Genomic DNA, 13,637 nt, shown 5'->3' with positions numbered 1-13,637 from the left:
CCCGCGCCCTTGCGGTTCCCGTCGGCGCATGGCACTCCGGCTTGCCATATCTCGTCACCGGCCTGTTTTATGAGTAAACCCGAGACCCTGCTCGACGATCTTTCGGCTGGTGTACGCAAGGAAACGGCGCTGCTTCTCGCCACAGCCGTTGCCGAAGGCCTGCTCGGCGTGGCCGCCGCCTTCATCACTGCGCGCATTATCGATGCCGTGGTTTTTCGCGACGCTGACTTCGCCGCCATCCTTCCCTGGCTTCTGCAGCTCCTTGGGATTGCGGCCCTCAAAGCGGTCATCGGTTATGCCGGGGCACTGGTCGGATTCGAGGCAGCGGCGCGGGCACGACAGGGCTTGTTCGCCCGCCTTCTTGATCAGGTCGCTACGCTTGGGCCGGTGCGGCTTTCAGGCACCGCCACCGGCGATCTTGTGACAACGCTCACCGACGCTGTTGCCGGTATCGAGCCTTATTGGCGGCAATGGCTGCCAGCCACCGCCACCGTCGCCGTGCTGCCCGTCGCCATCTTGCTTGCCGTGCTGCCGGTCGATTGGCGCTCGGCCGTCGTGTTCGCTGTGACTCTACCGCTTTTGCCCATGTTCATGGTGCTGGCCGGCCGCTCGGCCGAGCGGGCCAACCAACGGCAATGGGCCTCGATGGCGCGGCTCGGTGGCCATCTCCTGGACGCGGTGGCCGGCCTTGCCGATCTGGTGCTGCTCGGCGCGGCCAAGCGTGAGGTGGCCTTGGTGGCCCGGACTGCCGACGGCTACCGACGCGAGACCATGAAAGTGCTGCGTCTCGCCTTCCTGTCGGCGCTGGTGCTGGAATTCTTTGCCACCGTCTCCATCGCGGTGACGGCAGTGTTGGTGGGCTTCCGCCTGCTGTGGGGCGAGATCGCCTTCATCGACGGTCTCACCGTCCTGCTCCTCGCTCCATTGTTCTATGCGCCGCTTCGGACGCTCGGCGTCGAGCGGCACGCCCGCATGGAAGCGGTGGCTGCCGCCGAGCGGCTGGCCGATTTTCTGGCCAAACCGGCGCCCCGGAAAAACGGAGACGAACGGCTTGTCGCGGATAAGGCAGTATCGGTCCGTTTCGACAATGTCTCGGCCGGCTACGGGGACGGCCGTCTTGCCCTCGATGGTGTCAGCTTCGAAGTCCGTGCCGGCGAGCAGGTGGCGATCGTTGGCGAGAGCGGCGCCGGCAAGTCGACCATCCTGTCGCTGATCGCTGGGTTCCTGGAGCCTTTGGCCGGCACCATCCTGATCGACGGCCAACCACTTGCCTCCCTCGACCTTGACGACGTTCGCCGTCACATCGCCTTTTTACCGCAGCGCGCTTTCCTGTTCGATGCCACGATCGTCGAGAATATCGCCATGGGCAGGCCGGGCAATGTGGCAGCAGCGCTCGGAGCCGCCCGCGCCGATGAATTCGTCGCTCGTCTGCCCAACGGTGTGGAAAGCCGGCTCGGCGAAGGCGGCGCCGGCCTGTCCGGTGGCGAGGCGCAGCGGTTGATGCTGGCCCGCGCCCTGCTCGCCCCGGCGCCACTCGTGTTGATGGACGAGCCCACTGCCCATCTCGATGCCGCCACCGAGGCGGCGGTGGGGGAAGCGATCGCCGCCCTTTCGGCCGGCCGCACGCGCCTTACCATCGCCCATCGTCTGCGCACGGTGGAGACTGCCGACCGAGTTCTTGTTCTTGCCGGCGGGCAGCTGATCGAGGAAGGGAGCCCGGCCGAGCTCAAAGCGCGCGGCGGCGCATTTGGCGCCATGTTGGCGACGCTGGAAGGCGAGGGTAGGGCGTGAAAGATCTGCTCCGTCTCCTTGGCCTCTATCGGCGACACGTCGGCTGGATTCTTCTGTCCATGCTGGTGTCGCTGGTGGCAACGCTCGCCAATGTCGGGCTGATGGCGACCTCCGGCTGGTTCATCACCGCCATGGCGGCGGCCGGCCTTGCCGGCGCAACCATGAACTATTTTACGCCGGCGGCGATCATCCGGGCGCTGGCCATCCTGCGTACCGGCGGTCGCTACATCGATCGGGTGGTCGGCCATGAGGCGACCTTGCGCCTTCTTGCCGACACACGAGCCCACCTGTTCGCCAGGATGGTGCCGCTCGCCCCGGCTGCCCTCGACGACCTCCGCTCGGGCGATCTCTTGGCTCGGCTCAAGGCCGATATCGACCGGTTGGAGCTGACCTTCCTGCGGTTTCTGTCGCCGCTGATGGTCGCCTTGCTGACGCTTGCCGTCGTCGGGTTGGTGCTTTTCCTTCATGACGGGCGGTTGGCAGCCGGCGTGCTGGCGGTTCTGATCGGCTGTGGCCTGCTGGCGCCGGCACTCGCTTCCGTGGCGGCAGCCGGTCCCGGCCGCGCGCTAACGGCGCGTTCGGCCGAGCTTCGCCGGCTGGTCGTCGACGATCTCTCCGGTCTGATGCCGCTCATGATCACGGGTGCCTTTGCCGGTCATCGCGACCGGCTTGTCGTGGCAATGGCGTCCCTGGTCCAAGCCGAGCGCCAGCTTGCCCGCCGAGCGGCGTTTGGGCAGGCGCTGGGCCGTCTCTCCGGCGATCTGGCGCTGATCGTGGCGCTTGCCGTCGGCGTTCCGCTGGTTGTCGCCGGCCGGATGGCTGGTCCAGACCTTGCCATGGCGGCGCTGCTGTCGTTGTCGGCCGCCGAGGTCTTCATGGGGCTGCCGGCGGCCTTTCTGGGCTTTTCTTCGACACTCGCTTCGGCACGGCGGCTGTTCGCCATTCTCGATCGCAAGCCGCCGGTTATCGAACCGGCAAATCCCAGACCGTTGCCTGAGGGACGCGACCTTCGCCTTGATGGTGTAACGCTTCGTTACCCCGGCGGCCTCCGGCCGGCCCTCGATCATGTCAGCCTCGATATTCCCTTCGGCAGTCATGTGGCGCTGGTTGGCGAGAGCGGCGCCGGCAAGTCATCGGTCGCGGCTTTGCTTGCAAGGCTGCGCGATCCCGACGTCGGGGAAATCCGGCTCGGTGGCGTAGCGCTCACCGACCTCGCGCTCGCCGATGTGCGCCGGACAGTCGGCGTCGTGCCGCAGAAGCCGCATCTCTTCACCCTGACGCTCGAGGAGAACCTCCGTCTCGGTAGTCCCTCGGCAACGGCAACCGAACTGGCCGCGGCTATCGAGGCGGCCAGTCTTGCCGACTTCGTTGCCAGGTTGCCGCAGGGGTTGGCAACGCCGGTCGGCGTCGCCGGCACCACGCTGTCGGGCGGTGAGGCGCGTCGCGTTGCCATTGCTCGCCTGCTGCTGGTGGACCCGGATATCCTCATCCTCGACGAGCCAGGGGAAGGGCTCGATCCGGACACCGAAGCCACCGTCCTCGACCGAGTGCTCGATAGGATGGCCGGGCGGACGGTGATCCTGATCACCCATGCTCGCGCCGCGCTTCACCGTATGGACCGCGTGGTGGAGGTCGATGCCGGGCGAGTCGTCGCGAATCGCACGCCGTCCGCAGTCTGACGGAGGGTGCAGCGCTTGTGCGGCGGCCGTCGCCATGCTAAGGGGCGGCGAACCTTTTCGGAGAGTTGGATGCTCCTCGGCCACGATCAGCGACGACGACGCGACGCACGCGCTTTTGAGCGCGCTTTCGCGTCTTCCTGCGCCTGATCGGTCGGCCCTCGGGGTCTGCGGATTGATGGCGCCGCACCCCACTTTTTCACGGTTCGACATGACCGCCATCGATCTCTCGCTCGCCCGCTCCATCGATACCTTTGCGCTTGAGGATGTCGTCTTCCGCCCGGAAGAGACCGGCGACGCCGCCGCCATTGATGCCATTCACGACGTAACTTTCGGCCCGGGTCGCTACAGCCGTACCGCCTTTCGTCTGCGGGAAGGCCATGCGCCGGACGGCCCGACCAGCCTCGTCGCCGTTTACCGGGGAAATGTCATCGGCTCGGTGCGGCTCACCGCCATCTCGGTGGGCGATACGCCGGCACTGCTGCTCGGTCCGCTCGCGGTTTTGCCGGCCCTCAAGAGCCTCGGTGTCGGCAAGGCGCTGATGCGGCTTTCGGTGGAAGCGGCGCGTCAGCGGCACCACCGGCTGGTCGTGCTGGTCGGCGACCTTCCCTATTACTGGCCGTTCGGGTTCCGCGTCGTTCCGGCTGGCCGGCTGCAACTGCCGGGACCGGTCGATCCGGCCCGCCTGTTGTGGGCGGAACTGGCCCCAGGCGCTTCCGAGGGCGTCGCCGGTCCAGTGAAAGCGACCGGTCCGGCTGCCTGAGCTCCCTTACCGGCTTTCCCGCCACCAAAGACCGCCGACGGCCAGCAGCAATAAGGCCGCGGCGAGAAGCCCGAGGTAGACCGGCACCGTCTCGATACCGGCGATCTCGTAGGCGTCCGACGCCTTGAAGCCGATCCAGCCGTCGCCCGAATAGGTGCCGGCCGCCGACCGACGCATCGCGACGGTGGGAATGGAGAGTGGTCCGCCCGCTTCTGCCCTGAGCCGCATTGCCGTGCCGCCGGTTGCCTGGGCGATCGGCTTGGTCGGCTCGATGGTCGAGACGAGCGCCCGGAATTCACGCGGGTTGGCGGGGCCGACATGGGCAAGGGCGGTCAGTGTACCGTCACTCGCCTTGTAGAGGCCGGGGAGCGGCGTGGCGATCGTCGCACCGAAGCGGCCGGGGCCGAGTGGCGAGAGGTTAGCGATTCGCTGTTCCGAGCCGTCGGGGAAGGTGACGGTTACCGGCGCGGCGGCATCCTTCAAGGTGCGCCGCTCGACGGTGAGGCGGCCGGCTTCCCCTGAGAGACGAAGCGCCTCCTCTTCGAGTTCCGGCTCGCTCATCAGCCAATGAGCGACGTTGCGCAGCAATTCAGCATGCGGACCGCCGCCTTCGAAGCCGCGCGCCCACAGCCACACCTGGTCGCTGAGTAGCATGGCAACGCGGCCCTTGCCCTCGCGAGACAGCACCAAGAGTGGTTTGCCGTCCGGACCGGACATCAGCGCGTCGCCACGATTCTCGCGGGTTTCGACCATGCGGAACCAGCGCGACCAGCGGGGCGGATCGACGTTGCCGCCTGGTAGATCGGCCGTCACCGGATGGCGCGCCCCGAGGGCGGTCACGGTCGGCCGGAACGGCGCCTCGATGACGTTGCCGTCTGGGGTCGCCGGAAGCAGGGGCGCGAGCGGGCTGTCGTAGACACTATCGGAATTGAGCGGATCGGGGCCGGCGGCCATCAGCAGCGCGCCGCCGTCGGTGACATAGCGGGCGATGTTATCGAAGTAGAGCAGCGGCAGCACGCCGCGCTTCTCGTAGCGGTCGAAAATGATCAGGTCGAAGTCATTGATCTTCTCGTCGAACAGCTCGCGGGTGGGGAAGGCGATCAGCGACAGTTCGTCGATCGGCGTTCCATCCTGCTTCTCCGGCGGGCGCAGGATGGTGAAATGGACGAGATCGACGGACGCATCGGACTTCAAGAGGTTGCGCCATGTGCGTTCGCCGGCGTGCGGTTCGCCAGAAACCAGCAGCACCCGCAGTGCCTGTCGCACGCCGTCGATGACGGCGACTTCGGCGTTGTTGAGGGGCGAGATTTCGCCGGAGAGCGGCGGCGCCTCCACCTCGACGATGTTGTTGCCGGCATGGGGTATGGCGACATCGACAGAGCGTTCTTCGCCCGGCGCCATGGTAACGGTTGCCACCGTCTCGCCGTCGCGGCGGACGATCACCGGCACCGGCGCGTTATCCGGCGATCGTCCGTCGTCAACGAGGCGGAAGCTGAGGCGCTGCGTCGAGCGGACGAGCGCGAATTTCGGACTGGAGGTCAGCTCGATGCGGCGGTCATATTCACCGGGATCGCCGGTGACGAGCACATGCAAGGGCGCCGAAAAGCCGAGGCTCGCGACATCCTTCGGCACGTCATGGATCCTGCCGTCGGTGATGACGGCGACGCCCCCGATCCGGTCGGCCGGCACGTCGGAGAGTGCCCGGGCAACGTCGGCGAAAAGGCGCGTGCCGTCGGCGTTGTCGGTGGCGGCGGCCGGTACTTCGCGCAGTTCGACACCGGCGAGGTGGGACAGTCGCTCCTTCAGCGCCGCATAGGCGGCGTCGGTGTCGGCGGGTCGGCTGGCTAGCGACTGCGAGGCGCTGCGATCGGCAACCAGAGCCACCACGGACGGCAGTACCTTGCGATCTTCAGCGACGAGTTCCGGCCTTGCCGCACCGAGAAGGAGGAGAGCAAGCGCAAGAGCTCTGAGCAGTACGCCGCGTCGGCGACGGAAGGCCATCAAGGCGAGAACGGCGAGCGCAACGATGCCACCGCCGATGAGGACGGGGATGGGCAGGAGCGGCGCGAAGGCGATCGACCAGATCATGACGGCCTCATTCCCCCAGCCGTTCGAGGAGGGCGGGCACGTGCACCTGGTCGGCCTTGTAGCTGCCGGTCAGGACGTACATGACGATGTTGAGGCCGGAACGGAAGGCGAATTCGCGCTGGCGCGGAGAGCCGGGAACCAGCGGATGCAGGAAAGACCCTGCCTCGTCGGCCGCCCAGGCGCCGGCAAGATCATTGCCGGTAATCAGAATGGGAGACACGCCATCGGTGGCGCGAACCGGGCGCGCCTCGCCGGTGTCGTTTTCGCTTTCGTCGTCGGGCGCCTCGACCCACAACGGTGACCCTTCGGTTCGACCAGGGAAGGCGCCGAGGAGATAGAAGGACTTGGTGAGCACGTGGTTGGACGGCACCGGTTCGAGCGGCGGTACGTCGATGGTTGCCAGCATGTCGCGTAGCCGCGCGGTGTTGGGCGAAGCGACGGAGAAGTCGGCGTCATCGCGACTGTCGAACAGGACGGTGCCGCCATCCTTCATGAATGCTTCGACGCGGGCCATGGCGGCGGCGGATGGCATGGGCGCCGAACTGTCGATGGGCCAATAGATCAGCGGAAAGACCGAGAGTTCATCATGTTCCGGGTCGACCGCCATGGGTTCGCCCGGCTCCAGCGATGAGTGGTTGGCAATGAAGCGCGATAGTGTCGAAAGACCGGCCCGGCTGGTTTCGTCGATATCGGCGATGCCGGTTTCGACATAAGCGAGTCGGGTTGCCGACAGCGCTTCCAGAAGGCGCGCGTCGTCGGCGGCACGGGCATGCGGCGGAGATAGAAGAAGAGCGAGACCGATCATGACGGCGGCTGCGGCGGGCCATCGCCGCTTGAACCCGCCGGCCAGCGCGGTGACGGCGAGACCGTCGATCAGCAGAAGCAGGAAGGCGAGACCGAAGCCGAAGGACGACAGGTCGATTGCCGCCTCGGTGGCGAGGCCGGTACGGTGAACGCTGCCGGGCAGACCGGAGAGGTCGGGCGGCAGGTAGGTCATGTCCGGTTTCAGCGGATTGAGGGCGCGGAAGCCATCATCGCTGCCATAAAGGCCGGGGGGCGTGGAGCGTGAGGGACGGATCGCGGCAATATCCGTCTCACGGAGTCCGGTGACGCCGGCCGTCGGCGCGGCCGGGCGGCCATAGCCGTCGAGAAGCGACAGCGGAGGCAGCACGGCATTGCCGCCGATATCGCGCGTGCCAGCGCCGGCCGAGCCCAGGGCGACGGTTCGGCGCAGCATCTCCACGAATGCGCCGGAGATGGGCAGGTTGGACCAGCGGGTATCGGCCGTGACATGGAACAGCACCAACCAGCCGGCGCCGACACGAGAGGCGGTGACCAGCGGCGTGCCGTCGGACAGGCTGGCCCAAGTCCGGTCGGCAAGATCGACGCCCGGCTCGGCCAGCACCTGCCGGTTGACCGTCACATCGCCGGGAACGGTGAGGCCGGCATAGGGGCCGTTTTCGGAAAAGCTGCCGAGCGATTGCGGCTTGCTCCAGGAGAGCGAGCCGCCGAGCGCGCGGTCGCCCCGGCGGAGGGGAGCGGGTACCTGGGTCTCGTCCGAGGCGGCGAGCCGCGGCCCGGCAAAGCGGATGAGCACGCCGCCCTTTTCCATGAAGGCGCGCGCGAAGGCGGCTTCTCCGGCACTGAAGCGACCGGCATCGGCAACCAGGATGGCCGCTGGCCGCGTTTCGATCGCCGCCTTAAGGGCGTCCGACAGAGCGCCCTGACCGGAAACCGTCACCTCGGCAAAGGGAGCGAGCGCTTTTTCGAGGAAATATTCCGGCGCGATCAGCGGCCGTGCTGCGTCGCTGCTGGTCGCGGTGACGATGGCGACCGATCGGCGGCGCCAGCGATCGTCGAGGAGATGAACACCCAGCGCCGAATTGCCACTCGCCACTTCGGCGCGGGCAATGTCGTTGCGGATTTCGAGCGGTAGGTCGAAGCGAACATCGGCTTTGACCTCGCTGGCTGCCAGAGTAAAGGGTCGCTCGTCGAGAAGACGCCCCTTGCGATCGAGGAGGCGAAGGCTGCTCGCAACCGATGCACCGGCTGCCGGTCGCCGAAGATGGATGGTAACGGCGGCACCGTCCTGTTCGACGCCATCGATCGCCAGCGGTGCCGGCCGACTGGAGACGGCGAGCGTCACTGGCGCCGATCCGGCGAGCCGGGCAAGACCGGAGAGGAAATCATGCGCCGTGCCGTTATCGCCCGGTTCCGGCAGGGCGACGATCTCGCCTGGCGGAGTGCTCGCGGCCAAACGGTCAAGGGCAGGCAGAAGCGTTGCGCGATCGGGCAAAATGGCGCGCGGGCTGAGGGCATTGAGACGTCGGATTGCCTCGGCCGCCGAGGTTTGTGCACCGATAGTGTCCGGCCCGTCAGCGGTGGCAATCAGCAGCACCGGCCGTCCGGCATCGCCGGCCTCCGATAGAATCGCGGCGGCAGTGGTGCGGCGCTCCTGCCAGTCGGGGGCGGCGCTGGCACCGTTATCGACGACCAGCCAAAGAGGACCTCCACCCCGGACGATGCGCTCGGCTGGCTGAAGCGTCGGTCCGGCAACGGCCAAGACGATCAGGCCGGCAATAAGCAGACGCAGGGCCATCAGCCACCAGGGCGTACGGACTGGCGTCTCTTCGTCGCGCTTGGGGCGAACGATCAAGGCGAGTGGCGGGAAAAGGCGAGTGATCGGGCGCGGTGGCGTCGCCTTCAGGAGCCACCAGATAGCCGGCAGGGCCAGAAGGCCGATGAGCGCCAGCGGCGCGGCAAAGGAAAGGCCGCTCATAGTCCGCCCCCCTCCGGCGCCGTAAGCTGGCCGCAGAGAGCAATCAGCGTTTCGGTCGCCGGTCGGTCGGTGCGGGCAAGCGTGTGGCTCCAGCCCGGGCGGCGGGCGGAAACGAGGCGCTGCCGATGATCAGCCCGGCTGGCGAGGTAAGTCTCGCGCCAAGCCTCGGCGCGGCCGGCCGTGAGGTGGGCGCCGCTCTCGGGATCGACAAAGTCGACACGACCCGCGAAGGGAAAGGTTTCCTCGATCGGATCGACGATCTCCACCAGGTGGACACGGCTTTCGAGCGTGGCCAGATCGGTAAACAGCGAATCGCGCTGCGCCTGCGGACCGAGGAAGTCGGAGATGAGCACTGCGTCGTCGCGGCGTCGCATGGTTGTCGGCGCATGGCTTGGATCAACGCTGCCAAGGCGAGCGAGTTTCATGGCGATCACCTCAGCGCCGTCACGCCGGGCGGTCGGCTCGGCATCACCGACGAGACCGACCCGTTCGCCGGCGCGCGACAACAGTTCGGCCAAAGCCAGGGCGAAGGTCAGTGCTAAATTCTGCTTGCTCGTCATGGCGAGTTCGGAGCGAAAATCCATCGACGCCGAGAGATCGACCCACAGCCAGACGGTATGCGCGTTCTCACGCTCGCGCTCGCGTACATAGAGCGTTTCGTCGCGGGCCGACCGCCGCCAGTCGATGCCACGCATGGATTCGCCGGACAGAAACGGGCGGAATTGCCAGAAGTCTTCACCAGGACCGGCCCGGCGACGCCCATGCCAGCCGGCTGCGACCGTGCCAGCCACCCGCCGCGCATCGACGAGAAGGTCGGGCAGGGCGGCAGCCAAGCCCCGCGCTGCGGCGACGCCTTCCGGCGTCAGGGCGTCGTGGCCCGCCATGCTCAGATCGCCTTTTCGAGGATGAGGCCGATCACTTCGGCAACGGCGCGGCGGCGGGCGCGCGCTTCAAAGGTCAGCGCCATGCGGTGTTTCAGCACCGGAACCGCCAGAGCGGCAACGTCATCAAGCGACGGCGCGTAGCGACCGGTCAGAAGGGCACGGGCGCGGACGGCCAGCATCAGCGATTGGGCGGCGCGAGGGCCGGGACCCCAGGCGATGTCGCGGGCGGCATCCGGCGCGAGGTCGGCACCGGGGCGGGCGCCGCGCACCAGGTCGAGAATCGCCTCCACGACCCGATCGCCGACTGGCATGCGGCGGACCAGAGCCTGCAGATTCTGAAGCTCGCCGTCGGCAAGCAGCCGCTCCGCCGTCGCCTCGTCGCGGCCGGTGGTTTCGATCAGGATGCGCCGCTCGGTGTCGCGATCGGGATAGTCAAGGTCGATCTCCAGCAGGAATCGGTCGAGCTGAGCCTCTGGCAGCGGATAGGTACCTTCCTGCTCAAGGGGATTCTGCGTCGCGAGAACATGAAAGGGCGCCGGAAGATCGTAGCGGACACCGGCCACCGTCACATGGTGCTCCTGCATGGCCTGCAGGAGGGCCGATTGGGTGCGGGGGGAGGCGCGGTTGATCTCGTCGGCCATGACCAGTTGAGCGAACACCGGGCCACGGATGAAGCGGAAGGAGCGGCTGCCATCGGCTGCCTGATCGAGCACTTCCGAACCGAGAATGTCGGAGGGCATCAGGTCGGGTGTGAACTGGATGCGCCGTTCGCTGAGGCCGAGTACGATGGCCAGCGTCTCGACCAGCTTGGTCTTGGCCAGGCCCGGCACGCCGACGATCAGACCATGACCGCCGGAGAGCAGCGTCACCAACGCCGCTTCGACGGCCGCCTCTTGCCCGAAGATGACGCGGGCGATGGCGGCGCGCACGGCCGAGAGCCGCGCGAAGGCGGCGTCCGCCTCGGCTACGGCGTCGGTGGCCGTTTTCATGTCTGCGTCCATCGCGGATTGCTCCATTTTTCTTCCTCAGTCGCCGGCGGGCTTCCGCCCTTGGCTTTCGCTTCGCGGGCGCCGCTTGGCGCCGGAACCCGCTTTCGCGGCCTCTTGTTCTTGCTCAATATCCGATGAGCTTGCGCCCATCGGTCGAGTTTGACATCTCCCGCCGCGCGGCGCATCACCTTTCGGCGATAATGCCGGATCTGGTTTCAACCCATGAGGCAAGCAAAATCAAGGCAGGCACGACTAGCCGGGAGGCAGGCGTGATCGTAGACGAAGTGGGAGCGGCCGAAATCCTTGCCAGGGCCGGCCGAATGCGGCCGCTATCGACTGCCGGCGCGTTACGGGCATCCGGGGAAGGGCGAGTGGCGGCGAGCCTTGCCGCTTCCAGCGAGCCGCTCCGCGATGCGGCGGTGCTGATCGGCCTCGTTGGCCGGCCGAAGTCCAGCGGTCTGGATCTCATCATGATCAGGCGTAACGATAGCCTGCGCGTTCATTCCGGCGAGGTGGCCTTGCCCGGCGGCAAGATCGATCCGGATGATGCCTCGCCGGTCGAGGCCGCCTTGCGCGAGGCGGAAGAAGAAGTCGGTCTTCTTCCGTCGGCGGTGCAGCCGGTCGGTCTGCTTGCACCTTATCCAACGCCGTCCGGTTTCCGGGTGTTTCCGGTGATCGGTCTTGTCGATGGCACGCCGGCCCTTGTGCCCAACCCCGGGGAGGTGGCGGAGGTGTTCTCGGTCCCGCTCGACTTCGTGCTCGACCCCGGCAACCATCGCGAAGAATTCTTCGAACATGCGAGCGGCCGGCGACATTTTTTCTCGCTGCAGTATGGCCGCCATCGCATCTGGGGCGTGACAGGCAATATCTTGCGCCGCTTCTATGAGGAAGTGTTTCGATGAACCTGCCTGCCTCGATCGCTGGCGCGCCATTCCTCGCCGACCCCGCCTTCCAGCGGGTGATCGCGGCGGTCGAACAGGACGGCGACCGGGCACGGGTGGTTGGCGGCGCGGTACGCAATACACTGATCGGCGTGCCTGTCGACGACGTCGATATCGCAACCACTGCGCCGCCCGAGACGGTTGCCGCCCGGGTGACGGCCGCCGGTCTCAAGGCCGTGCCGACCGGTATTGCGCACGGCACGATAACGGTCGTCTCGTCGGGGCGGCCCTTCGAAGTGACCACGCTCAGGGCCGATCTCGAGACCGACGGCCGGCATGCCGTGGTCGCTTTCACCCGCGATTGGGTGGGAGACGCGCGGCGACGCGACTTCACCATGAACGCCATCTACGCCGACGCAGACGGTGGTTTGCATGATCCGGTCGGTGGCATCGCTGACGCGCTTGCCGGGCACGTCCGCTTCATCGGCGATCCCGTCGAACGCATCGAGGAAGACTATCTCCGCATCCTGCGCTTCTTCCGCTTCCATGCCGGTTATGGCCGCGGTGCGCTCGACGCGGTCGGCCTTGACGCATCGGTTCGTCTCCAGGATGGAATCGACCGGCTGTCGCGCGAACGGATCGGCGCGGAGATGCGCAAGCTGGTGACGGCCGCGGGTGCGGTGGTGGCACTCACCGTCATGGACGAAACGTCGATCCTCGCCCGCATTCTGCCTGGTGGCGGCGCCGTTGGGCGATTCTCCCGGGTGGTCGGTCTGGCGGAGCGGTGCGAGCGAACGCTTGGCCTCGAAGCCCGTTTGGCGGCGCTTGCCGTCGAACGCCAGAGGCTCGCCGAAGCCCTACGTCTGTCCGGACGGGAGAATAAGCTGATCGAGGCGATTGCTCGCTGGGCGGAGGAAATTGCCGCGCGGATGGATGAGACAACCGTCCGCTTCGCCGTGGTTCGGGAGGGCAATGAGGTGGCTTTTGCCGCCTTAATTCTGGCGGCGGTTCATCGGGGTGAAGAGCCGACGATGGATCTCATTCGCCTGGCTTGGGATTTCAAGCCACCCCGATCTCCGGTGACCGCTGCTCGGCTAATGGTGGAAGGCTACGTTCCGGGTCCTCTTTTGGGAGCTGAGCTGCGTCGTCGGGAGGCGGCTTGGATTGCTGCTGGCTGCCCGGTCGACCCATTTGGCGGCGATTGACGCCCTGTCTTTGGAGCGGCGAGCGGCGGATAGAAATTTTCAGATATTTTTTTCGCCGCAAGCTTGGGGTGTGACGGTTTTTTGACCGTTTGGAAAATTGACATCTATTTGTTATTCAACGCGTTTTCATACTTATGCGGGTTTGGCTTTCTTCGGAAATGTCGGTGTTGACAAGGGCGATATGCCCCCCTATAAGCACGTTCATCGACGGCGGCGCTGCAGCGACGTGGCACCGGCGGATTTCTGTTGCCGGATCCTGGCGGTAAGTTGGGGTTTTGGGCGGCGGGGTATTGAGGGGCTTAGTTCCTCTCTGTTCTTTGACAAGTGAATAGGAAGAAAGAGAAACGTGGCCGGCGCTTAGGGCTCGTCGGCACTGACTGTCCTTTCGGGGTAGGTTGGTGCCAAGAAGAGCTAAAGAACCGGGTTTACGTTTCTTGATAAAAGGACCGTTTTGGCTTTGTCCGAGAGGATGGAGTTAGAATGGACCTCGTCAAGTGAACTTGTGAATTCGGGAAAGAACTCTTGAACATGAGAGTTTGATCCTGGCTCAGAACGAACGCTGGCGGCAGGCTTAACACATG

At 66.3% G+C, this 13,637-nt stretch carries 9 protein-coding genes; 5 read left to right on the top strand and 4 right to left on the bottom strand.

The features are described from left to right. Positions 1-69 precede the first annotated feature (69 nt). The 3 genes from cydD (at position 70) to G522_RS0112855 (ending at position 4,230) form a co-directional block, all read left to right on the top strand. Complete coding sequence (cydD, locus tag G522_RS0112865; protein ID WP_036839213.1) at positions 70-1,791, top strand: thiol reductant ABC exporter subunit CydD; 1,722 nt, start codon at positions 70-72, stop codon at positions 1,789-1,791. Next, positions 1,788-3,470, top strand: coding sequence for a thiol reductant ABC exporter subunit CydC (gene cydC / locus G522_RS26670; RefSeq protein WP_051228591.1), 1,683 nt, complete (start codon positions 1,788-1,790; stop codon positions 3,468-3,470). The genes cydD and cydC overlap by 4 nt, the downstream gene beginning before the upstream one ends. A gap of 208 nt (positions 3,471-3,678) precedes the next feature. After that, complete coding sequence (locus tag G522_RS0112855) at positions 3,679-4,230, top strand: GNAT family N-acetyltransferase (protein WP_051228590.1); 552 nt, start codon at positions 3,679-3,681, stop codon at positions 4,228-4,230. A 6-nt stretch (positions 4,231-4,236) separates the two neighbouring features. Here G522_RS0112855 and G522_RS0112850 read toward each other — a convergent pair whose 3' ends face one another. The 4 genes from G522_RS0112850 to G522_RS0112835 are packed head-to-tail and all read right to left on the bottom strand — an operon-like array spanning position 4,237 to position 10,982. Beyond that, a complete protein-coding gene (locus G522_RS0112850) occupies positions 4,237-6,318 on the bottom strand; it encodes a membrane protein (protein WP_026791396.1) in 2,082 nt (693 codons plus the stop codon). Between the two features lie 7 nt (positions 6,319-6,325). Continuing rightward, positions 6,326-9,097 carry a DUF4159 domain-containing protein gene (locus tag G522_RS0112845; protein WP_026791395.1) on the bottom strand — a complete coding sequence of 924 codons (2,772 nt, stop codon included), beginning with the start codon at positions 9,095-9,097 and terminating at the stop codon, positions 6,326-6,328. Further along, the gene (locus G522_RS0112840) at positions 9,094-9,981 is read right to left on the bottom strand and encodes a DUF58 domain-containing protein (RefSeq protein ID WP_026791394.1); all 888 of its coding nucleotides are present in this window, start codon (positions 9,979-9,981) and stop codon (positions 9,094-9,096) included. The genes G522_RS0112845 and G522_RS0112840 overlap by 4 nt, the downstream gene beginning before the upstream one ends. 2 nt (positions 9,982-9,983) lie before the next feature. After that, on the bottom strand, positions 9,984-10,982 hold the full coding sequence (locus G522_RS0112835; protein ID WP_026791393.1) for an AAA family ATPase: 999 nt from the start codon (positions 10,980-10,982) through the stop codon (positions 9,984-9,986). 257 nt (positions 10,983-11,239) lie between these two features. On the opposite strand from G522_RS0112835, the gene G522_RS26665 reads away from it, so the two are divergent. Both G522_RS26665 and G522_RS26660 read left to right on the top strand, forming a co-directional pair. Further along, positions 11,240-11,872, top strand: coding sequence for an NUDIX hydrolase (locus G522_RS26665; RefSeq protein ID WP_169453521.1), 633 nt, complete (start codon positions 11,240-11,242; stop codon positions 11,870-11,872). Further along, complete coding sequence (locus G522_RS26660) at positions 11,869-13,056, top strand: CCA tRNA nucleotidyltransferase (protein WP_036839208.1); 1,188 nt, start codon at positions 11,869-11,871, stop codon at positions 13,054-13,056. Before G522_RS26665 ends, G522_RS26660 begins: the two co-directional genes overlap by 4 nt. Positions 13,057-13,637 lie beyond the last annotated feature (581 nt).

It is taken from the genome of Pleomorphomonas oryzae DSM 16300, from assembly GCF_000422965.1.
Taxonomy (GTDB): domain Bacteria; phylum Pseudomonadota; class Alphaproteobacteria; order Rhizobiales; family Pleomorphomonadaceae; genus Pleomorphomonas; species Pleomorphomonas oryzae.
The sequence above is the reverse complement of the archived record's forward strand: the minus strand, read 5'-3'. Positions and strand labels throughout refer to the sequence as shown.

Bases quoted from the DNA above. Each gene is read 5' to 3' on its own strand.
- G522_RS0112855 (WP_051228590.1), top strand. From the start codon at position 3,679: ATGACCGCCATCGATCTCTCGCTCGCCCGCTCCATCGATACCTTTGCG.
- G522_RS0112840 (WP_026791394.1), bottom strand. From the start codon at position 9,981: ATGGCGGGCCACGACGCCCTGACGCCGGAAGGCGTCGCCGCAGCGCGG.
- cydD (WP_036839213.1), top strand. From the start codon at position 70: ATGAGTAAACCCGAGACCCTGCTCGACGATCTTTCGGCTGGTGTACGC.
- G522_RS0112850 (WP_026791396.1), bottom strand. From the start codon at position 6,318: ATGATCTGGTCGATCGCCTTCGCGCCGCTCCTGCCCATCCCCGTCCTC.
- G522_RS26660 (WP_036839208.1), top strand. From the start codon at position 11,869: ATGAACCTGCCTGCCTCGATCGCTGGCGCGCCATTCCTCGCCGACCCC.
- G522_RS0112845 (WP_026791395.1), bottom strand. From the start codon at position 9,097: ATGAGCGGCCTTTCCTTTGCCGCGCCGCTGGCGCTCATCGGCCTTCTG.
- G522_RS0112835 (WP_026791393.1), bottom strand. From the start codon at position 10,982: ATGGACGCAGACATGAAAACGGCCACCGACGCCGTAGCCGAGGCGGAC.